The 19507-nt window shown below is 66.9% G+C and carries 21 protein-coding genes; 16 read left to right on the top strand and 5 right to left on the bottom strand.

Annotation, left to right across the window (positions count from 1 at the left end; all coding sequences use genetic code 11):
* Window positions 1–83: 83 nt before the first annotated feature.
* From PRN20_RS03830 to PRN20_RS03815, 4 genes are read left to right on the top strand one after another with little or no spacing between them, the layout of a single operon-like run.
* Entirely contained in the window at window positions 84–1238 is a 1155-nt protein-coding gene (locus PRN20_RS03830; protein ID WP_273955731.1) for a Fic family protein, read from the top strand.
* Window positions 1222–2367, top strand: a complete 1146-nt coding sequence (gene queG, locus PRN20_RS03825) for a tRNA epoxyqueuosine(34) reductase QueG (protein ID WP_273955730.1) — start codon at window positions 1222–1224, stop codon at window positions 2365–2367. Before PRN20_RS03830 ends, queG begins: the two co-directional genes overlap by 17 nt.
* Window positions 2368–2379: 12 nt before the next feature.
* Window positions 2380–3252: an SDR family oxidoreductase gene (locus PRN20_RS03820; RefSeq protein WP_273955729.1), complete on the top strand. Its 873-nt coding sequence runs from the start codon at window positions 2380–2382 to the stop codon at window positions 3250–3252.
* Window positions 3249–3890 (top strand): GNAT family N-acetyltransferase, encoded by a 642-nt coding sequence (locus PRN20_RS03815; protein WP_273955728.1) that lies wholly within the window; start codon window positions 3249–3251, stop codon window positions 3888–3890. Before PRN20_RS03820 ends, PRN20_RS03815 begins: the two co-directional genes overlap by 4 nt.
* A gap of 127 nt (window positions 3891–4017) precedes the next feature.
* On the opposite strand, the gene PRN20_RS03810 is transcribed toward PRN20_RS03815, so the two are convergent.
* Window positions 4018–4461: a hypothetical protein gene (locus PRN20_RS03810; RefSeq protein WP_273955727.1), complete on the bottom strand. Its 444-nt coding sequence runs from the start codon at window positions 4459–4461 to the stop codon at window positions 4018–4020.
* Window positions 4462–4482: 21 nt separating this feature from the next.
* Window positions 4483–5283, bottom strand: coding sequence for an alpha/beta hydrolase (locus PRN20_RS03805; RefSeq protein ID WP_273955726.1), 801 nt, complete (start codon window positions 5281–5283; stop codon window positions 4483–4485).
* A 186-nt stretch (window positions 5284–5469) separates the two neighbouring features.
* Between PRN20_RS03805 and infC the strand changes: the two genes are divergently transcribed.
* Window positions 5470–6006 carry a translation initiation factor IF-3 gene (gene infC, locus PRN20_RS03800; RefSeq protein ID WP_273956772.1) on the top strand — a complete coding sequence of 179 codons (537 nt, stop codon included), beginning with the start codon at window positions 5470–5472 and terminating at the stop codon, window positions 6004–6006.
* 247 nt (window positions 6007–6253) lie between these two features.
* Here infC and PRN20_RS03795 read toward each other — a convergent pair whose 3' ends face one another.
* On the bottom strand, window positions 6254–6616 hold the full coding sequence (locus PRN20_RS03795; protein ID WP_273955725.1) for a DUF423 domain-containing protein: 363 nt from the start codon (window positions 6614–6616) through the stop codon (window positions 6254–6256).
* Window positions 6617–6825: 209 nt separating this feature from the next.
* Here PRN20_RS03795 and PRN20_RS03790 point away from each other — a divergent pair, with 209 nt between their 5' ends.
* Window positions 6826–8172: an MFS transporter gene (locus tag PRN20_RS03790; protein ID WP_443112524.1), complete on the top strand. Its 1347-nt coding sequence runs from the start codon at window positions 6826–6828 to the stop codon at window positions 8170–8172.
* Window positions 8173–8448: 276 nt separating this feature from the next.
* On the opposite strand, the gene PRN20_RS03785 is transcribed toward PRN20_RS03790, so the two are convergent.
* Window positions 8449–9087, bottom strand: coding sequence for an NADPH-dependent F420 reductase (locus PRN20_RS03785; protein ID WP_337956232.1), 639 nt, complete (start codon window positions 9085–9087; stop codon window positions 8449–8451).
* A gap of 88 nt (window positions 9088–9175) precedes the next feature.
* Between PRN20_RS03785 and PRN20_RS03780 the strand changes: the two genes are divergently transcribed.
* From PRN20_RS03780 to PRN20_RS03735, 10 genes are all read left to right on the top strand, one after another.
* Window positions 9176–10063: a LysR family transcriptional regulator gene (locus tag PRN20_RS03780; RefSeq protein ID WP_273955721.1), complete on the top strand. Its 888-nt coding sequence runs from the start codon at window positions 9176–9178 to the stop codon at window positions 10061–10063.
* Window positions 10064–10154: 91 nt separating this feature from the next.
* Complete coding sequence (locus tag PRN20_RS03775; RefSeq protein ID WP_273955720.1) at window positions 10155–10937, top strand: hypothetical protein; 783 nt, start codon at window positions 10155–10157, stop codon at window positions 10935–10937.
* A gap of 61 nt (window positions 10938–10998) precedes the next feature.
* On the top strand, window positions 10999–11421 hold the full coding sequence (locus tag PRN20_RS03770; protein ID WP_273955719.1) for a MarR family winged helix-turn-helix transcriptional regulator: 423 nt from the start codon (window positions 10999–11001) through the stop codon (window positions 11419–11421).
* Window positions 11422–11562: 141 nt separating this feature from the next.
* Window positions 11563–11763, top strand: a complete 201-nt coding sequence (gene rpmI / locus PRN20_RS03765) for a 50S ribosomal protein L35 (protein ID WP_273955718.1) — start codon at window positions 11563–11565, stop codon at window positions 11761–11763.
* A 13-nt stretch (window positions 11764–11776) separates the two neighbouring features.
* Window positions 11777–12178: a 50S ribosomal protein L20 gene (gene rplT / locus PRN20_RS03760; RefSeq protein WP_273955717.1), complete on the top strand. Its 402-nt coding sequence runs from the start codon at window positions 11777–11779 to the stop codon at window positions 12176–12178.
* Between the two features lie 109 nt (window positions 12179–12287).
* Entirely contained in the window at window positions 12288–13418 is a 1131-nt protein-coding gene (pheS, locus tag PRN20_RS03755) for a phenylalanine--tRNA ligase subunit alpha (RefSeq protein ID WP_273955716.1), read from the top strand.
* Window positions 13418–13822 (top strand): ASCH domain-containing protein, encoded by a 405-nt coding sequence (locus PRN20_RS03750; RefSeq protein ID WP_273955715.1) that lies wholly within the window; start codon window positions 13418–13420, stop codon window positions 13820–13822. The genes pheS and PRN20_RS03750 overlap by 1 nt, the downstream gene beginning before the upstream one ends.
* Complete coding sequence (locus tag PRN20_RS03745) at window positions 13819–14472, top strand: 3'-5' exoribonuclease domain-containing protein (protein WP_273955714.1); 654 nt, start codon at window positions 13819–13821, stop codon at window positions 14470–14472. Before PRN20_RS03750 ends, PRN20_RS03745 begins: the two co-directional genes overlap by 4 nt.
* Window positions 14469–16877: a phenylalanine--tRNA ligase subunit beta gene (gene pheT, locus PRN20_RS03740; protein ID WP_273955713.1), complete on the top strand. Its 2409-nt coding sequence runs from the start codon at window positions 14469–14471 to the stop codon at window positions 16875–16877. The genes PRN20_RS03745 and pheT overlap by 4 nt, the downstream gene beginning before the upstream one ends.
* A gap of 8 nt (window positions 16878–16885) precedes the next feature.
* Window positions 16886–18298, top strand: coding sequence for an O-antigen ligase family protein (locus tag PRN20_RS03735; RefSeq protein WP_273955712.1), 1413 nt, complete (start codon window positions 16886–16888; stop codon window positions 18296–18298).
* 105 nt (window positions 18299–18403) lie between these two features.
* On the opposite strand, the gene PRN20_RS03730 is transcribed toward PRN20_RS03735, so the two are convergent.
* On the bottom strand, window positions 18404–19429 hold the full coding sequence (locus tag PRN20_RS03730; protein WP_273955711.1) for an aldo/keto reductase: 1026 nt from the start codon (window positions 19427–19429) through the stop codon (window positions 18404–18406).
* Window positions 19430–19507 lie beyond the last annotated feature (78 nt).

Genomic DNA, 19507 nt, shown 5'->3' with positions numbered 1-19507 from the left:
CCGCGTTCCATATTCAACTGCCAGTTGAGTATGGCGGCGGGCCGTGCCAGTAATGAAACTGCTGGTTTCACTGGGGCGGCGTCATGAACAACCGACTGCGTTCGAGCGGCAGGGCCGGCCGCTATGTCAGACAGCCGCTGGACTACAGTGCATTCATCCCTAACGCCCTGCCGCCGCTCGATCCGCCACTGTCGATCGACATCGAGATGCAGGACCTGCTGTCGGATGCGGACCGCGCCCTTGGGCGGCTCGATGGTTCGATCCAGACGCTTCCCAACGCTGACCTGTTCGTCCTGATGTACATCAGGAAGGAAGCGGTTCTCTCCAGTCAAATCGAGGGAACGCAGTCCTCGCTGACCGACGTCCTCGAAGCCGAAGCCAACCTGCTGGACGCCCGCCGGCCAGGCGATGTCGTCGAGGTGATCAACTACATAGACGCCCTGCGCTACGGCATCGACAGGCTGGCGAGCCTACCCGTGTCGACCCGGCTCATCCGCGAGATCCACGAGCACCTCATGTCGGGTGTACGCGGACAGGAGCGCAACCCCGGCGAAGTCAGGACCAGCCAGAACTGGATCGGCCAGGGCGGCAGCACGCTGAACAATGCCATCTTCGTTCCGCCGCCGGCGCATGAAGTCGGCCCCGCGCTCTCGGCGCTGGAGAACTTCGTCCATTCGAACGAGCGGCTGCCAGTACTGGTCCGCATCGGCTTGGTGCACGCCCAGTTCGAGACCATCCACCCATTCCTCGATGGCAACGGTCGTGTCGGCCGGCTGCTGATCACGCTCCTGCTGTGCGAGCGACAAGCCCTGTCCCAGCCGGTGCTCTATATCTCGCACTATCTCAAGGCCAATCGGCAGCGATACTACGAACTCCTCCAGGGCGTGCGGGACGAGGGCGCGTGGGAGGCCTGGCTGAAGTTCTTCATCGAGGGCATCCGGACGGTCAGCGATGAAGCAACCGAGACAGCGAGAAAAATCGTCTCCCTGCGGGAGGCCCATCGCAAGCTCATCACCGACACCTTCGCGCGTGCCGCCGCAAGCGCGCTGACCCTGCTTGAGGACTTGTTCAAACACCCCGTTGTGAGCGTCAAATACGTGGCGGAATTGCTTGGTATGACGCAGGCCGGAGCAAACGTCCTGGTGCGCAGAATGGTCGACGCGGGATTGCTCTTCGAAATCACTGGCAACGCGCGCAACCGCGCGTTCCGCTATGGTCCATATGTCGATCTCTTCTAGCACTCTGCTCGCCGAACTCCGCGACCGCGCCCAGGCCCTGGGTTTCGGCGCGTTCGGCGTCGCGCGGGCCGATGCGCGGCCGGACCTGCCGGAAAAGCTCGGCGCCGCCCTCGAGCGGCACTGGCATGGCGACATGGGCTGGATGGCCGAGACGGCCGAACGCCGCGGCGCGCCGGAAGCGCTGTGGCCGGATGCGCGCTCGGTTATCATGGTCGGCATGAACTATGGGCCGGACACCGATCCGATGGCCGACCTCGGTCACCCGACCCGCGGCAATATCTCGGTCTACGCCCGCAACCGCGACTACCACGACATCATCAAGGGCAAGCTCAAGGAACTGGCGGGGCTCCTCAGCCGCCGCACCGGCGCCGAGGTGAAGGTCTTCGTCGACACCGCCCCGGTGATGGAGAAGCCGCTCGGCGAGGCGGCGGGCATCGGCTGGCAGGGCAAGCACACCGTGCTCGTCTCGCGCGAGTTCGGCTCGTGGCTGTTCCTCGGCGCCATCTTCACGGCGGCCGAGCTGCCGGCGGACGATCCGCACCCCGAGAGCTGCGGCAACTGCCGGCGCTGCCTCGATATCTGCCCCACCAATGCCTTCCCTGCCCCGTTCCAGCTCGATGCGCGGCGCTGCCTCAGCTACCTCAACATCGAGCACCCGGGCCCGATCCCGCACGAGTTCCGCGTCGCCATGGGCAACCGCATCTATGGCTGCGACGACTGCCTTGCCGTCTGCCCGTGGAACAAGTTCGCCTCGCTGACGCACGAGGCGCGGCTGATGGCCCGCGATGACCTGAAATCCCCTGCCCTCGCCGATCTGGTCCAGCTCGACGATGCCGGCTTCCGCGCGCTCTTTGCCGGATCGCCGATCAAGCGCATCGGGCATGCGCGGTTCCTCAGGAACGTGCTCATCGCCGTCGGCAACTCGGGCGACCCGGCGCTCGTTGTCCATGCCGAGGCACGCCTCCGCGACACCGATCCGCTGATCCGCGGGGCGGCGGTGTGGGCAGTCCGCCGGCTTGTGACCAAAACGCGCGCCGATGCTCTGGAGCTTGCCTTTTTGACCGATGAAGGCGACATCAGCGTCCGGGCAGAGTGGAGTGCGGCCGTCCAGCCGGTGCGCACAAACTAGAGACCAACTGCAATGAGCGTCTTCTTCTTCGGCATGGGCTATTCCTCGCGGGCTACGGCGCGAGCGCTGCACCAGCTCAGCGACCCCAGCACCCCCATCGCCGGCACCACACGCAGTGCCGAGGGCGCGGAAGCCTTCGCCGACACCAACTACCGCGTCCACATCTTCGACGGCGAAGCCCCGGGCCCGACGCTGGGCGAGGACCTGCGCCAGGCGACCCACGTAATCCTCTCGATCCCGCCCGACGAGGACGGCGACCCGGCGCTGCAGCACCATCGCGCCGATCTCGACGCGGCCGAGAACCTGCAGTGGATCGGCTATTTCTCCACCGTCGGGGTCTATGGCGATTTCGGCGGCGAGTGGATCGACGAGGACGCGCCGACCCGTCCGCTCAATGTCCGCTCGCGCCAGCGGGTCGAAGCCGAGCAGGCCTGGCGCGATTACGCCAAGGCGCGCGGCGTGCCGCTGTTCATCGAGCGCCTTGCCGGCATCTACGGGCCGGGCCGCTCCGCCTTCGACAAGCTGCGCGAGGGCACGGCCCGCCGCATCGTCAAGCCGGGCCAGGTGTTCAACCGCATCCATGTCGCCGATATCGGCCGGATCACCGCGCTCGCCGCGCTGGGCAGGCTCGAGGGCACCTACAACCTCGCCGATCTCGAGCCGGCCCCGCCGCAGGATCTCGTCACCTATGCCGCCGAGGTGATGGGTGTGGCGCCGCCACCCGAGACGCCGTTCTCGGAAGCACAGATGACGCCCATGGCGCGGAGCTTCTACTCCGACAACAAGCGTGTATCTTCGAAGCGCGTGCTCGAAGCGCTTGGCACCGAGCTCGAATTCCCGACCTATCGCGAAGGTCTCGACGCCATCTGGAAGGCCCACGCATGAGCAAGCCGCAACCTGCAACGCCCGCCGGACGGGTGGTGCTCGACGGCCGCTACACGCGTATCGAGCCCCTCGCGCAATCGCATGCGGCCGACCTTTTCGCCGCGGCCGAGCCCGAGCGGTTCCGGTATCTCTCGCAGGTGCCGCCGGTCGACGTCGCCGACATGTCGCGCTGGATCGGGACCGCCGCCCTATCGGCCGACCCGATGTACTTCACCGTCATCGACAAGGCGACCGGACGGGCCGAGGGCCGGAACTCACTGATGCGGATCGACCCGACGAATGCCGTCATCGAGCTGGGCGGCATCTACTGGGGCCCCCGGATGTCGCGGACACGCGTCGCGACCGAGGCCTTCTACCTCATGGCCCGGCACATCTTTGAGGATCTCGGCAATCGCCGCTTCGAGTGGAAGTGCAACGACCTCAACGAGCCATCGAAGCGCGCTGCGATCCGCTTCGGCTTCACCTTCGAGGGGCTGTTCCGCCAGCACATGATCTTCAAGGGCGACAACCGCGACACCGCATGGTTCTCGATGCTCGACGGCGAATGGCCGGAACGAAAGGCCGGGTTCGAGCGCTGGCTCGATCCGGGCAATTTCGATGCCGAGGCCAAGCAGCTCTCGCCGCTCGCCGTGCGGTGAGGCTCCACGTCAGCGACCGCCCGGACATAGGGCGCTTCGAACCGCGGGTCGCGGTCGACGGGGTGCTCAAGGTCTGGGCGATCGAGGAACGCACGGATGATCCGGATGCGCAACGCCGCGTGGTGCCTTAATGGTCCTGCAAATTGTAGGTCAGGGCCGGCCAATCACTGCCCGACACCCATTCCAGCAGATGGTTCCGGAACGATGCCCTGGAAACCACGGCTCCGGTGCGCCACCACCAGACGATGTCGGCTGCTTTTTCTCCGGCAATCGATGGGTACACGTAGAGGCACCCCAGGTACGCACCGGCGCTGTCTTCGATCACCCACGCAAAGCTCCGGCGGGCCTCAAATTCTCGCTGGTGCCAGGCCAGATCGATGAGGTTCTTTTCCTTGGTCAGGCCGTCCGGCCAGCTCGATCCCGGGTTCGCGGCCTTTATCTCGGCCGCGCTCTCCATCACGGCGCCGAAATCCCTTTCCAGGTCACTGACCGAGAGAGCCTTGAGCTCGAATTCCCCCAGGGTATGGGCGGTGGGAACTGACCGGTTCCTGAACAGCGGGTGCGGTTTCATCCCGCCACACTAGCAGATGGATCAGAGCTCGAGCACCAGCTGCTCCGGCGGCACCGTCACCTCCCGCTCCACCGCGGCCTCGAGCAGGTCGAGATCCTCGGGGCGGCTCAGGCGGTGGTCGCCGTCGGGCACGAGGGTGAATGTCACGGGATCGGTGAGGAGGTGCTGGACCAGTTTCAGCGCGTGGTCGCGCGGTACGTCGGGGTCCTTGCCGCCCTGGAGGATGGTGATCGGCGCGCCGACATCGATGCCGCGCCCGAACATCAGGTGGTGGCGGTTGCCGTCCTCGATCAGCCTGGCGGTGTAGGGATAGGGCTCGTCCGAGTATTGCGAGGGCCGCTGGACGACACCGTCGCGCTTCAGCGCTGCCTGCTCGGTCTTGCTCATGCGCTTGGTCATCAGTTCGGCGGTCGCATCGACGGCGGGCGCGACCAGCACCAGCGCCTTGACGCGGTCGATCCCCCGGCGGCGCAGTTCGCGCGCCATCAGCAGCGCCAGCCAGCCGCCCAGGGACGAGCCGACAATGACCTGCGGCCCCTCGGTGGTGGCGAACACGGCGAGCGATTCCTCGAGCCAGCGCGTGATCGTGCCGTCGAGGAAATCCCCACCCGACTGCCCGTTGCCCGAATGGTCGAAACGGGTGACTGCGATGCCCTCCTCGGCCCCGAAGGCATCGAGCGCGCTCGCCTTGGTGCCAACCATCTCGGAGCGATAGCCGTTGATCCAGAAAATGCCCGGGCTGCGGCCGGCACGGCGGAGCATGGCGATGCGCCGGGATTCATCCCCCTCGCCAACGTCGAGAAACTCAACTACAGGGTCCACCACGCGCTAACTCCAACTAACTGCGGCACTGCTTTTGCCGCGCGTTAGCCTTCACGGCAACAGTTTGTCACCAAAGCGCCCAACACCCATGTTTCTTGTCCAGCGTGGTGTTGACTTATGATCGGCGCAGCACGATTTTAGCACCGATTTCCCGCCCGAACCGGAACAACTGAAGGATCGTCTGCCATTCGCCGTCCCATGAGACCCGTCGCGCCCCAGAAAGATGGGCCGCAATCCAACGAAGATATCTCCTCTCCCGACGTCCAGCTGATCGATGCTGAAGGCACCAACCGTGGTGTTGTTCGCACGCGCGAGGCCCTGACCGAGGCGCAGGAGCAGGGGCTCGATCTGGTCATCATCTCTCCGAACTCGACCCCGCCTGTCGCCAAGATGCTCGATCTGGGCCGCTTCAAGTATGCTGCCCAGAAGAAGGCGGCCGAGGCGCGCAAGAAGCAGAAGGTGATCGAGGTCAAGGAAATCCAGCTTCGTCCGAACATCGACGACCACGATTACCAGACCAAGATGAAGGCAGCGAACCGGTTCCTCGATGAGGGTGACCGGGTGAAGGTGACCATGCGTTTCCGTGGCCGCGAGATGGCGCACCAGGAACTGGGCGCCCAGCTGCTGGTCAAGGTGCAGAGCGAACTCGAGGCCAAGGCCAAGGTCGAATCGTCGCCCCGCTCGGAAGGCCGCCAGATGGTGATGGTGCTGGCCCCCAAGTGAGGCCGGCTGCACTGCCGATATGAAGAAGGGCGCCGCGAGGCGCCCTTTGTTTTTTGCGCAGGCTACGAACAGTGGACCGGGAAGAGCACCCCCACCCTGTCCCTCCCCCGCAAGGGGGGAGGTGACCTGCGCTCACGAGCGATCGTCCCTCCAGCGCCGGCGCTTGCAGTACGGGTCTCCCTCCCCCCTGCGGGGAGGGGACAGGGGTGGGGGTATCTTTGGGCACAATGCCCCGAGACCTGCGCCGCTACCGCCCCCGCCCCCACAGCCCCGTCGCGGTCACCAGCACCCAGCCGATGATCAGTGTCGTCCCGCCGATCGGCGCCGCCATCGGGAACAGGGCCGTGCCGGCGAAGGCGCGCATGGCGAGGTCGCCGGCAAAGAGCGCGACACCGATCGCCAGCACGACGCCCGCGATCGCCGCGAGCCGGCTCGCCGCCATCAGGCTCAGCCCGATCAGCACCGGCGCATGCAGAAGCAGGAAATTGGCAGCGATGCCGAGGTTGTCGTCCGCCATGTGACTGGCGCGGGCCGCCGCGGCGACGCCGAGGCCACCGCAGATGCCGGCGGCGACCAGCAGCATGCGGCCGGCCGGAGTGGTGGGAACCATGTCGATCTCCTCATGATCGTTCCGCCTGTCCTGCGACAAAGCATGCGAAGTTTCCACTTGCACTTGGTCGCAGCAAGGCACATTGCTCCTGCCGACCGTACCCGCTGGTACGGAACTCTGTTGCGGCGCCGCCGTTCGAACTCTCCGACTCCTCCCGGCCGTGCGTGTTCGACCCCCATCGGGTGCCGCGGTCCAACCTGGAGTTGATGATGACCACCGTCGCCGTGTCGGCCGACGCCGCGCCCGCCAATCCGCGTTCCCGCGTGATTCTCGCGAGCCTCGTCGGCACGACCATCGAGTTCTACGATTTCTACGTCTATGCCACTGCCGCCGTGCTGGTGTTCCCGCACCTGTTCTTCCCGGCCGGCAACGAAACGACGGCGCTGCTCGCCTCGTTCGCCGTGTTCGGCGCCGCCATGGTGGCGCGGCCGCTGGGGGCCATCTTTTTCGGCCACCTGGGCGATCGCCGCGGCCGCAAGGTGACGCTGGTGGGCGCGCTGCTGACCATGGGTATCGCCACCTTCCTCATCGGCCTGCTGCCGACCTACGCCATGGCCGGCTGGTTCGCGCCGGCGCTGCTGGTGATCCTCCGCCTCGCGCAGGGTTTCGCGCTTGGCGGCGAATGGAGCGGCGCGGCGCTGGTCGCCACCGAGAACGCCCCCAAGGGCAAGCGCGCCGTGTACGGCACCTTCCCGCAACTGGGCGCGCCGATCGGCTTCATCCTCGCCAACGGACTGTTCCTCATCATCGCGGCGCTGCTGCCCTCCGATGACCCGTCGCGGCCCTCGACCGCCTTCCTCGAGTGGGGCTGGCGCATTCCGTTCCTGTTCTCGGTGGTGATGGTGGCGGTGGGCCTGTGGGTCCGGCTGAACCTCGTCGAGAGCGCGGCGTTCGAGAAGACCAGGATCACCGGCAAGGTGCAGCGCCTGCCGCTCGCCGCGGTGTTCCGGACGCACTGGAAGGAGCTGATCCTCGGCACCTTCTACATGCTCGCGACCTACGTGCTGTTCTACCTGATGACGACGTTCTCGCTGAGCTATGGCCGGGCCGCCACCGATGCGGCGCTGCCGGGCCTTGGCTACAGCTACAATACGTTCGTCCTGATGATGATCGTGGGCGTCGTGTTCTTCGGCATCTTCACCCTCGTCTCCGGCCCCTGGGCCGACCGCTGGGGCCGCCGCAAGACGCTGATCTGGGTGACGCTCGCCATTGTGCTCTTCGGCCTCGTCTGGGTGCCGATGCTGTCGGCCGGCTTTATCGGTGTGATGGCCTGGCTGATCCTTGGCTTCACGCTGATGGGCATGACCTTCGGGCCGATGGGCGCGCTGCTGCCGGAGCTGTTCCCGGCAAACGTGCGCTACACGGGCTCGGGCATTTCCTACAACGTCTCCTCGATCCTCGGCGCGGCCGTCGCGCCATTCATCGCGGTGGCGCTGTGGAGCAGCGGCGGCGGCAGCCCGTTCTGGGTCGGCATCTACCTCAGCGCCATGGCGGTGCTGACGCTGATCGCCCTGCTGCTGGGCAAGGAAACCAAGGACGTCGACATCGACGCTTAGGGATTCCGATCCCTCAGTCAGTGCCTTCTCCCCCTGTGGGAGAAGGTGGCCGACAGGCCGGATGAGGGGTCCGCAGACGAAGTCTGCGCGATCGGAGCTATGCGACGAGCGGTGGAGTGCGCTGAGAGATACCCCTCATCCGCCCCGCGGAGACGGCCTTTGGCCGTCTGCCGCTTGCGGGCACCTTCTCCCACAGGGGGAGAAGGCGACCATCGCAGCAATCGCGAAACAAGCGAAAGGCCGGGGATTGCTCCTCGGCCTTTTCTCATCTGTGGCTTACGCCGCCAGCTTCAGCCAGGCCGGGGCGATCGCGGTGCCCTGGCCGAGGCCGTAGCCGAAGCGAATGTTGAGCATGCCGACCGGCTCGACGAGGCGCGCGCCATCGAGGCCGCCCACCTTCTCGACGGCAAAACCCGAGGCCTTGACCAGCTCGGCGACGGCGTCGACCGCGGCGGCATCATTGCCGGCGAGGAAGACGGGGACATTGGCGGTGGCCGAAGCCGGGGTGTCGAACAGGCTGGCAAAGATCGTGTTGTAGCCCTTCACCACCTTGGCGGCGGGCGCTGCAGCCTGCAGTTCCTCGGCGGCGGACGTGGTGTGGCCGATCGAGAGGCCGGAGAAGTCGGCCTTGATCGGGTTGGAGATGTCGATGACGGTCTTGCCGGTGAGCGGCAGGGTCTTGGCCAGCTCCAGCGCCACCGGGAAGGGGAGCGCGAGGATGACGGTATCGGCAGCTGCGACGGCGGACTTGTAGTCGGTGACGGTCGCGCCGACGGTCTTGGCGAAATCGGCGGCGGCGGCAACGTTGGACGCGCCCAGCACCAGCTCGGTTTTGCCGGCGAGACGCTTGGCGAGGCCCTTGCCCATGTTGCCCAGGCCCAGGATTGCGGTGGTCATTTGGAGGAACTCCCTCAGTTGCGGTTTCGATGACCGCTATCTAGCCCTTGGCGTTTCGGTATAGAATTGCCGCCATTCGCGCTTCACTCTTGCAAGGCAGTATCGAATGGCCGAGCTCACCAACCTCGAAACCTTCGTCGCCGCCGTCCGCGCCGGCAGCTTTGCCGGGGCGGCGCGGCTGCTCGGGATCTCGCCGGCCATGGTGGGGCGCCGCATCCAGGCGCTCGAGGATCATCACGGCGCGCGGCTGATCGAGCGCACGACACGTGCGCAGCGGCTGACCGAGCTCGGCGAGAGCTTTTTCGCCCAGGCGGAGACCGTGCTCGAGGCGATGAGCGAGCTCGATGACCTGACACGCACCGAGCCGGGCCGGCTCAGCGGCCGCATCCGGGCGACGGGTCCGGCGACGCTGGGCATCTTCCGCCTCGCCAGCATCGTCGCCCGCTTCTGCGACGAGAACCCCGCGGTGACGGTGGAGCTCAGCCTCAACGACCGCCGCTCCGACCTAATCGCCGAAGGCTATGACCTCGCCATCCGGGTCGGCGAGCTGCAGGCCTCGACCATGATCGCCCGACGGGTGGGGACCTATCGCTTCCGCTGCGTCGCCTCGCCCGCCTACCTCACCGCGTTCGGCGCGCCGGCGACGCCGGAAGAGTTGAGGCAGCATCGCTGCATCCTCAACCTCAACATGACACCGAGGAACCGCTGGCCCTTCATCGGGCCCGGCGGCGCGTCCGTCATTGCCGAAGTATCGGGCGGGCTGCAGATCGACAATGGCGAGGCCCAGCTCGCGGCGGCGCTCGAAGGGGCCGGCATCGTCTACCTGCCGGTCGATCTCGTCGAACGGCCGCTACGGGAGAACCGGCTGGTCGAAGTCCTGCCGCACTGGGACCGGATGACGCTGCCGATCCACCTGCTCTATCCCTCGCGGCGGCTGGTTCCGCGCCGGTTGAGCGCCTTCATGGAAGCCATCGCGGCCGGCCTCAGGGAGTAACTCGACCGGATTAACTCTCCGCACTAACCAAACGACCTGCCCGAGCAGACGAATACTGGCGCCCATCGGCGCAATTTTGTACATTGTGCGAATGAGTACCGTAGTTGGCAGCGTATCAGCATCGGAATACCTGCGCGCGATTCTCGAGCGCGAGGCCGTGGATCATCGGGCCGGCTCGGCCCTTTCGGTCATCACGGACAAGATCGGGCTGCTGTGCGCGGCCTGGGGCGGCAAGGACATCGTCGAGGTCGTACCCGGGGGCGGCTTCGAGAAGGGGATGGCCAACCGCTCGGGCATCAGCACCGACTACATCGTGTGGATCCACACGACATCGCCCCGCCGCATCCCGGAAATCTACGAATCGATGTTCTCGACCTTCGAGCGGCTCGGCCTCAAGCCGATCCGCCGCCACGTGACGCTGGCACTGAACCTCGGCACCCACATCGTCGACCTCTTGCCAGCCAAGCGGCTGTCGATGATCTCGGACATCCACGAGATCTACTCGGCCCGCCGCGCCGCCCCGATCACCACCAATCTCAACCAGCATGTCCTCGACAGCCACGAGGCCGACCGGCAGGGCGAGATCCGCATCCTGAAGCTGTGGCGGGACCAGAACGGGCTCGACTTCCCCTCCTTCTATCTTGAGCTGGCGGTCAATGCGGCTCTGAGACGACGACCGGTGGGGGAACTGGCCGACAATGTGTGGGCCGCGCTCGGCTTCCTCGAGCGCCTGCTCGTTCCGCGCGCCATGCTCGATCCGGCGAACGCCGCCAACATCGTTTCGGACGAGCTGACCACGGCGCAGAAGCGATCCATCGCGCTCGCGGCGACCTCGGCCCGCAACGGCCGGCCCTGGTCCGATATCGTACGCTGAGCGACAAGCATCGCTTAAGCCGAATTGCGCTATGATCTCCGGGCCCTCGGGGGAGGAGACGATGTTCGACCACAAGGAAACGCTGTTCCACGTCGCAAGCCTGCTCGCGCGCCAGCTCGCCAATGGGCTGCGCGAGGCGCTGGCGCCCTATGGCCTGCACCCGGCGCAGTTCACTGCGCTCAGCGAGATCGCCCAGCGCGAGGGGCTGACGCAGGCCGAGCTGGTCATAAGGCTCGATCTCGAGCAGCCGGGCGTCGCCCGCACCCTCACCGGGCTCGAAGCCGAAGGCTGGATCGAGAAGTCATCCCTCGGCAAGGGCCGGGCGCAGGGCCTCTACCTCAGCGCCAAGGCCAGGGACGTGCTTCCGCGCGCCGCCGAGGCTGCCGCCGACGCCGACCGGCAGGCGCTCGCCTCCTTATCGCGGACGGAAGCAGCGCTATTGATCGACGGGCTCAGCGAACTCGCCGCTGCCAACCGGGCCTAGCGCCCACCTCCCACGCCCCCTTGCGCGGCCGGAGCTTTCCCCCTATACACCCGGCTTCTTCGACGGGCCGCCCGGCCAAAAGGCATGCCGTGGCAGTTCGAATGCTGGCTCTTTGGAGCCGCCTCTAACCAGGACAGCAAAATGCCAAAGATGAAGACTAAATCGGGCGCCAAGAAGCGCTTCAAGATGACTGCGACGGGCCGCGTTAAGGTCGGCGTCGCAGGTAAGCGGCACCGTCTCCTTAGCCACGACGCCGACTACATTCGCTCGCATCGGGGGACCAAGATCCTCAAGAAGGGCGATGAAGGTCTGGTCAAGTGGTACATGCCGTATAACCGTTAAGGAGCGCCGATAGATGTCACGCGTTAAAAGAGGCGTTACCGCCCACGCCCGTCACAAGAAGGTTCTTAAGGCCGCTTCCGGTTTCTACGGTCGCCGCAAGAACACCATTCGCACCGCGAAGGCCGCCGTCGACAAGGCCGGCCAGTACGCGTACCGCGATCGCCGCGTCAAGAAGCGCAACTTCCGCGCTCTCTGGATCCAGCGCATCAACGCTGCCGTGCGCGATCACGGCCTGACCTACGGTCGATTTATCGACGGCCTCAGCAAGGCCGAGATTGCCGTCGACCGCAAGGTGCTCTCCGATCTCGCGATCACCGAGCCCGCAGCGTTCGCCGCCCTGGTTGCCCAGGCCAAGAAGGCCCTGGGGTATCTCGAGACGATCGAGACCGCCACGCACCAGCGCGTTTCCGCGTAATCGCCTAGCCTTTTCTGAGGCCTCAAGCTAAGCCTTGCGCCGCCCGATCTGTCGGGATGGCGCGGGGCTTTTTCGTTTGGCCCTGAAACACAATTCTCGGAACTGACACATGTCTCTCGACGCCCAGATCGCCACCCTCCGCGCCGAAATCGGCGCTGCCGTCGCGGCCGCCAGCGATGAAGGCGCCATCGAAGCCGTGCGCGTCGCCGCATTGGGCAAGAAGGGCTCCGTCTCCGCCCTCCTCGCCACGCTCGGCGCCATCGCGCCGGAAGAGCGCAAGTCCGCCGGCGCCGCCATCAACGGGCTGAAGACCGAAGTCACGGCGCTGATCGAAGAGAAGGCCGCCGAACTCGCCAAGGCCGCGCTCGACGCACGCCTCGCTGCCGAGCGCGTCGACGTGACCCTGCCGGTCCGCCCCGCGCCGACCGCCGAAGGCCGCATCCATCCGGTCAGCCAGGTGATCGACGAAATCACCGCGATCTTCTCGGACATGGGGTTCTCGATCGCCGAAGGGCCCGATATCGAGACCGACTGGTACAACTTCACCGCGCTGAACTTCCCCGAGGGGCATCCGGCGCGCGAGATGCACGACACCTTCTTCATGGCGCCCTCGCCCGATGGGGTGAAGCGCGTGCTGCGCACCCACACCTCGCCCGTGCAGATCCGCACGATGCTGAAGTCCAACGAGAAGCCGGCGGCGCCCTACCTCACCCCCGCGATCGATCCGCCGATCCGCGTGGTGATGCCGGGCCGTACCTACCGGCATGACTCGGACCAGACGCACACGCCGATGTTCCACCAGGTCGAAGGCCTCGTCATCGACAAGAGCTCGCATATCGGCCAGCTCCGCTGGGTGCTCGAGGAGTTCCTCAAGGCCTTCTTCGAGGTCGAGAACGTCACGCTGCGCTTCCGGCCGAGCTTCTTCCCGTTCACCGAGCCGTCGATGGAAGTCGACGTGCAATGCGACCGCTCGGGCGCCGAGGTGAAGATCGGCGAAGGCAATGACTGGCTGGAGATCCTCGGCTGCGGGATGGTGCACCCGAACGTCTTGCGCAATTGCGGGCTCGACCCCGATGTCTACCAGGGCTTCGCCTGGGGCATGGGGATCGACCGCATCGCCATGCTGAAATACGGCATGAACGACCTGCGCGCCTTCTTCGACGCCGACAAGCGCTGGCTCGACCATTACGGCTTCCGCCCGCTCGACCTGCCGACGCTGTTCGGGGGGCTGAGCAGCTGATGTCGACCCCTCTGCCGCAATACGCGAACGCGGTGCAGTTCTCGTTCGGCGACAGCCCGGCGCTGGCCGACGAATTGCTGGCGCTCGTCCTCGCGGGCACCAAGACCGCAACCTGCGGCGCGGTGCGTGACTACGGCCCGGGCAAGGAAGCGATGCCCGAGATTGGTCGTCGCGATGTCGTCCTCGACGGCGCTGGCAGGCCCGCCGCGGTGATCGAGACGATCTCGCTCGACGTCCGCCGCTTCGCCGATGTGCCCGAAGCCTTCGCGCTGGCCGAAGGCGAGGGCGACTTCGCCGCCTGGCGGGCCGGCCACGTCGCATACTTCGAGCGCAATGGCGGCTGGTCGGAGGACCTTGAGCTGGTCTGCGAGCGCTTCAAGCTGATCGAGGTTTTCCCCCGATGAGCCTCCAGCCCCCCATCGCCCCCGGCGCACCGGACCTCTGCACCTTCGTCGTCACCGACATCGAGTCGGACGGGCATAACCCGCTCGAATCCTCGATGCTGAGCTTTGCCTCGGTGGCGGTGGATGTCACCGGCAAGGTGATCTCCGAGTTCGAGGCCGTGCTCAACCCGCGCGCCGATCGCGTCCCCGATCCCAACACCATGGCGTGGTGGGCGACCCAGCCCGAGGCCTACAAGTGGGCAACCACCAATCCGGAAGCCCCGGAAGTGGTGATGCCGCGCTATGCCGACTGGGTCGAGTCGCTGCCCGGCTTCCGCGTCTTCGCGGCGGCGCCGATGATCTTCGATGGTCCGTGGATCGACCACTACCTCTGGGCCTTCGCCGGCACCCGCGTCCTCGGCGGGCCCTACAAGACCCGGCAGATCTTCCGCGGCGGCGGCATCTGCCTCTACACGATGGCCGGCTCCCTCCGCGGCGCCGAGTACACCAAGTGGGGCATGCAGCGCGTGCCGCCCGAGTGGTACGGCCACATCGAACACACCCACCGCGCCATCGACGACGCGCGCGGCTTCGCCAACGTGTTGGCCAAACTTTTCGAGATCAGCGGCTCGTTGCCGTACATCGAAGCGACCGAGAGCATGTACAAATGAAGTTCACCCTCGACTGGCTCAAGGAGCACCTCGACACCACCGCTTCGGCCGAGGAGATCGGCAAGGCGCTGACGATGATCGGGCTCGAGGTCGAAGAGATCGTCGACCCGGCCGAAAAGCTCAGGCCGTTCGTCGTCGCGCATGTGGTGGAGGCCAAGCCCCATCCGAACTCGGACCATCTCAACCTCTGCAAGGTCGATGCCGGTACCGGCACCCTGATCGATGTCGTCTGCGGCGCGCCCAACGCCCGCACCGGCATGAAGTCGGTGTTCGCCTTCCCCGATACCTACATCCCGGGCAAGGACTTCACGCTGAAGGCCGGCGTCGTCATCCGCGGCGAGCCGTCGAACGGCATGCTCTGCTCGGCGGCCGAACTCGAACTCAGCAACGACCATGACGGCATCATCGAGCTCCCCGCCGATGCGCCGATCGGCGTGCCCTATGTCGATTACGCCAAGCTCGGCAACACGGTGATCGACATCTCGATCACCCCCAACCGCGGCGACGCCACCGGCGTCTATGGCGTGGCGCGCGACCTCGCGGCGTTCGGCGTCGGCACGCTCAAGCCCACCGACATGTCGCCGGTGCCGTCGAAGGGCCCGAGCCCGATCCCGGCGCTGCCGCACCAGTTCGCCGAGGGCGAGCCCAAGGCGATCCGCAAGTTCGCCGGGCGCTACTTCAAAGGCATCAAGAACGGCCCGTCGCCCGACTGGCTGCAGCAGCGCCTGCGTGCCGTCGGCCTCCGCCCGATCAACGCGGTGGTCGATATCACCAACCTGGTGTCGCTCGGCTGGGGCCGGCCGCTCCACGCCTATGACGCCGACAAGATCGTCGGCAAGGCCGTGCTGCGCAACGCCCGGACCGGCGAGGAGTTCGACGCGCTCGACAACAAGATCTACACGCTCGACAACACCATGACGGTGATCGCCGACGATCTCGGCGCGCTCTGCCTCGGCGGCGTCATGGGCGGCATCCGCTCGGGCACCACCGACGAGACGGTGAACGTCCTGATGGAATGCGCGAGCTGGGACCCCGACCTCATCGCGCAGACCGGCCGCAAGACCGGCATCGTGTCGGACGCCCGCTATCGCCTCGAGCGCTCGGTCGATCCGGCGCTCACCGAACCCGGCCTCGAGCTCGCCACAAGGCTGATGCTGGAGCTGGTGGGTGGCGAAGCCATGGAGCCGGTGATCTCGGGCGAGGACGTGTTCCCCAATACCGTCGTCGAGTTCCCGCTGTCGGAAGTCGAGCGCCTCACCGGGCTCGAGACCTCTGCCAGCGAGATCGAAGCCATCCTCGGCCGCCTCGGCTTCAGGCTCGAAGGCACGGGCCTCACCCGCATGGTGCATGTCCCGTCCTGGCGCCCCGACGTCACCATGAAGGCCGACCTCGCCGAGGAAGTGATGCGCATGGTCGGGGTCGACAACGTCCCCACCGATCCGCTGCCAAGGCTCAACCACGTGGCGCCGCGCATGCTGACGACGCTGCAGAACCGCCGCCGCCTCGCCCGCCGTACCCTCGCGGCCCGCGGGCTCGACGAAGCGGTGACCTGGTCGTTCATTCCGGAAGACCAGGCGGTGCGCTTCGGCGGCGGCAAGCCCGAGCTGAAGCTCGCCAACCCGATCGCGTCCGAACTCACCGACATGCGGCCCTCGCTGCTGCCGGGCTTGCTCGGCGCGGCACAGCGCAACACCAACCGCGGCTCGAGCGAGCTCAAGCTGTTCGAAGTCGGCCAGGTGTTCCACTCGGTGCAGCCCGAGGGCCAGCGCACCTATGCCTCAGGCATCCGGCTCGGCGGCTCGCGCCATTGGCAGTCGGCGAACGGCAAGGTCTCGGTGTTCGACGCCAAGTCGGATATCGCGGCGCTGCTCGACGCCATGGGCCATGACATCGACAAGCTGCAGCTGGTGGCCGAGCCCGCATCCTGGAGCCATCCGGGCCGCGGCGGCCGCATCCAGCTGGGGCCCAAGGTGACGATCGGCTGGTTCGGCGAAGTCCATCCGTCCGAACTCGAGAAATTCGACGTAACCGGCCCCGTCGCCGCGTTCGAGCTCGATCTCGACGCCATCCCCGAGCCGCGCCGGAAGCCGACGCGCTCGAAGCCGGCGCTGAAGCTGAGCGACCTGATGCCGCTGAGCCGCGACTTCGCCTTCCTCGTCGACCGCTCCGTTCCGGCCGCGACGATCCTCAAGGCCGCGCGCGGCGCCGACAAGGCGCTGATCACCGATGTCGGCGTGTTCGATGTGTTCGAAGGCAAGGGCGTACCCGAGGGCAAGAAGTCGGTCGGCATCGCGGTGACGCTCCAGCCCACCGACAAGACCCTCACCGACGAGGAGATCGAGGCTGTCGGCCAGAGCGTCGTCGCGGCGGTCACCAAGGCCACCGGCGGCACGCTGCGCGCCTGATGATGCAGATGGCCGCCGCACGCATCCTCGCATCGGCGGTCATCCTCGTAGCGCTGGGGCTGAGCCCGGCGCTCGGGTATGCCACTACGCACGTGCTGCTGGGGCTGGCGGCGGTGGCCGTGCTCGTTCTGGTTGCAGCCTCGGCCGAGCGTACGGCACACCCCACCCCATCCCTCCCCGTCAAGGGGAGGGTGCCGGCCGGTGGGGATTCCACCATCTCGCCACAAGCTCAGGACGGCACCTCCCCCTTGACGGGGGAGGGTGGGAGGGGGTGGGCCCTGCACGCGATGCTTGACCGCGCCACGTTCCTCTTCGCCCTCGCCTTCGGCCTCATCGCCCTCTCCGCCCTCATCACCATGCGGAGCCCGGCGGACCTCCTCCCGCTCCTCGGCTTTTCCGCCCTGCTCTTCCACGCCCCCCTCGCCCGCCTCGTCGGCGGCATAGACCTCTCCCGCTTCGCCATCCTCGGCGCCCTTGTCGGCCTCGCCACCGCGCTGTTCTACCGCTACGGCCTCGGCATGAACCGCGCCGCCGAAGGCTTCTGGCTCACGGACCCCTATCGTCTCGCGGTCACGACACTGCTCTGCGCGACGCTCGGCCTCGGCACCTGGTTCAGCCGCACCAGCGCCTCCGCCCCCCTCCCCCTTGAGGGGAGGGGCCGGGGGTGGGGGTCCATCGGTGATCACCGGACCAGCCCCTCCCTCGATTCCTCCCCTCAGGGGGGAGGGAGTATCTGGCGCTGGCTCAGCCTCATCGGACTCGTCGCCGCCATCGGGGTGATCCTCCTCACCGGCTCGCGCACGGCGCTGCTCGGGCTGCCGGCGCTGCTCTTTGTCACCGCACTCTGCTTCGTGCGCCGCCCGGTGCTGATCGGCGCAGTGATCGCTGCCACCGCGGCAGTCGTCGCCGCCATCCTGTTCGTCGAGTTGCCGGGCACGGCGCGGACGCGCCTGATCGACGTCGCGCTCCGCATCGCGGAGGGGGGCACGGTCAGCGACGCCGCCATCAACATCCGGCTCGGGCTCTATCGCGCCGGGACCGAGCTGTTCACCGCCAACCCGCTCGCCGGCCTCGGCTGGACCAGCGCCATGATGGAGCCGGTGCGCGCGCTCCTGACCCCCGAGCAACTGAGCTGGGGCCAGGTCGTCCATCTCCATAACGATGTGCTGCAGTTCGCCGTCTCGGGCGGCGTGCTCGGCCTCGCGGCCTGGGCACTGATCCTTGCCGCGCCGATCGTCGGCTATCTTCGGCTGCCGCGCGAGGACCGCTCCCCGCAGCGCCTCCATGCCCTCCTGGTGCTGGTCACCGGCGCGCTGGTGCTGGGCCTCCCCGACACCTTCCTCGCCGCGCCGATGACGCTCACGATCTACGTGGTGCTGTCGGCGGCGATCGTGGGCCGTCCGGGCTCCCCTCCCCCTTGAGGGGAGGGGCTGGGGGTGGGGGTCCATCGGTGATCACAGTACGACCCCCTCCCTCGATCCCTCCCCTCAAGGGGGAGGGAGGCGGGGCCCCGTTGGGTCGAGCCCCTACCTGTTCGGCCGGCTATCGATCATGCCGCCCTTGGCGGCCGCATCGATCGCCTCGATCTCCTCGGCACTGAGCTCGAGGTTGTCGAGCGCCCCGAGGCAGTCCTTGAGCTGCTCAAGCGTCCGCACCCCGATCAGCGCCGAGGTCACTTCCTTCTTCCTGAGCACCCAGGCGAGCGCCAGCTGCACCATGGTCTGCTTGCGCGCGTCGGCGATGGCGCCGAGCTTTTCCACCGCCTCGAGGATGCGCGGCTCGAGCCGGCCGGCGTTGAGCGAGTAGTTCTCCGAGGCGCGGGTGCCTTCGAGATCGCCCTTCAGCTTGTTGTACTTGCCCGACAGGATCCCCTGCTGCAGCGGCGAGAAGGCGATGATGCCGACCCCCAGCTCGGCACAGGCGGCCATGGTGCCGTCCTCCTCGATCCAGCGGTTGAGGATCGAGTAGTTCGGCTGGTGGATCAGGCAGGGCACGCCCATGTCCTTGAGGATGCCGACCGCCTCGCGGGTCTGCTTTTCGGGATACATCGAGATGCCGACATAGAGCGTCTTGCCCTGCCGGTAGAGCTGCGCCAGCGCGCCCATGGTCTCCTCGAGCGGGGTCTCGGGGTCATAGCGGTGCGAGTAGAAGATATCGAAGTACTCGAGCCCCATGCGCTTCAGGCTCTGGTCGGCCGAGGCGATGATGTACTTGCGCGAGCCGCGGTCGCCGTATGGTCCCTCCCACATGGTCCAGCCGGCCTTGGACGAGATGATCATCTCGTCGCGATAGGGGCGGAAGTCGCGCGCCATCACGTCGCCGAACAGCTCCTCGGCGGCGCCCGGCGGCGGGCCGTAGTTGTTGGCGAGGTCGAAATGGGTGACGCCCTTGTCGAAGGCGTAGCTCAGGATCTCGAAGGCGCTGGGATAGTCGCGCGTGCCGCCGAAATTCTGCCAGAGCCCCAGGCTGATCACCGGCAGCTTCAGCCCGGAGCGCCCGGTGTACCGATACTGCATGCTGCCATAGCGAGCATCGCTGGCCCGATAGGTCATTTTCGTTCTCCCCGTTCTGGTGATTTGCCCGGGAGCGCGCGCGGATGCTACACCGCCGCCGATGTCCGAGCTTGAAGA

It is taken from the genome of Devosia sp. ZB163, from assembly GCF_028613635.1.
GTDB lineage: Bacteria > Pseudomonadota > Alphaproteobacteria > Rhizobiales > Devosiaceae > Devosia_A.
The sequence above is the reverse complement of the archived record's forward strand: the minus strand, read 5'-3'. Positions and strand labels throughout refer to the sequence as shown.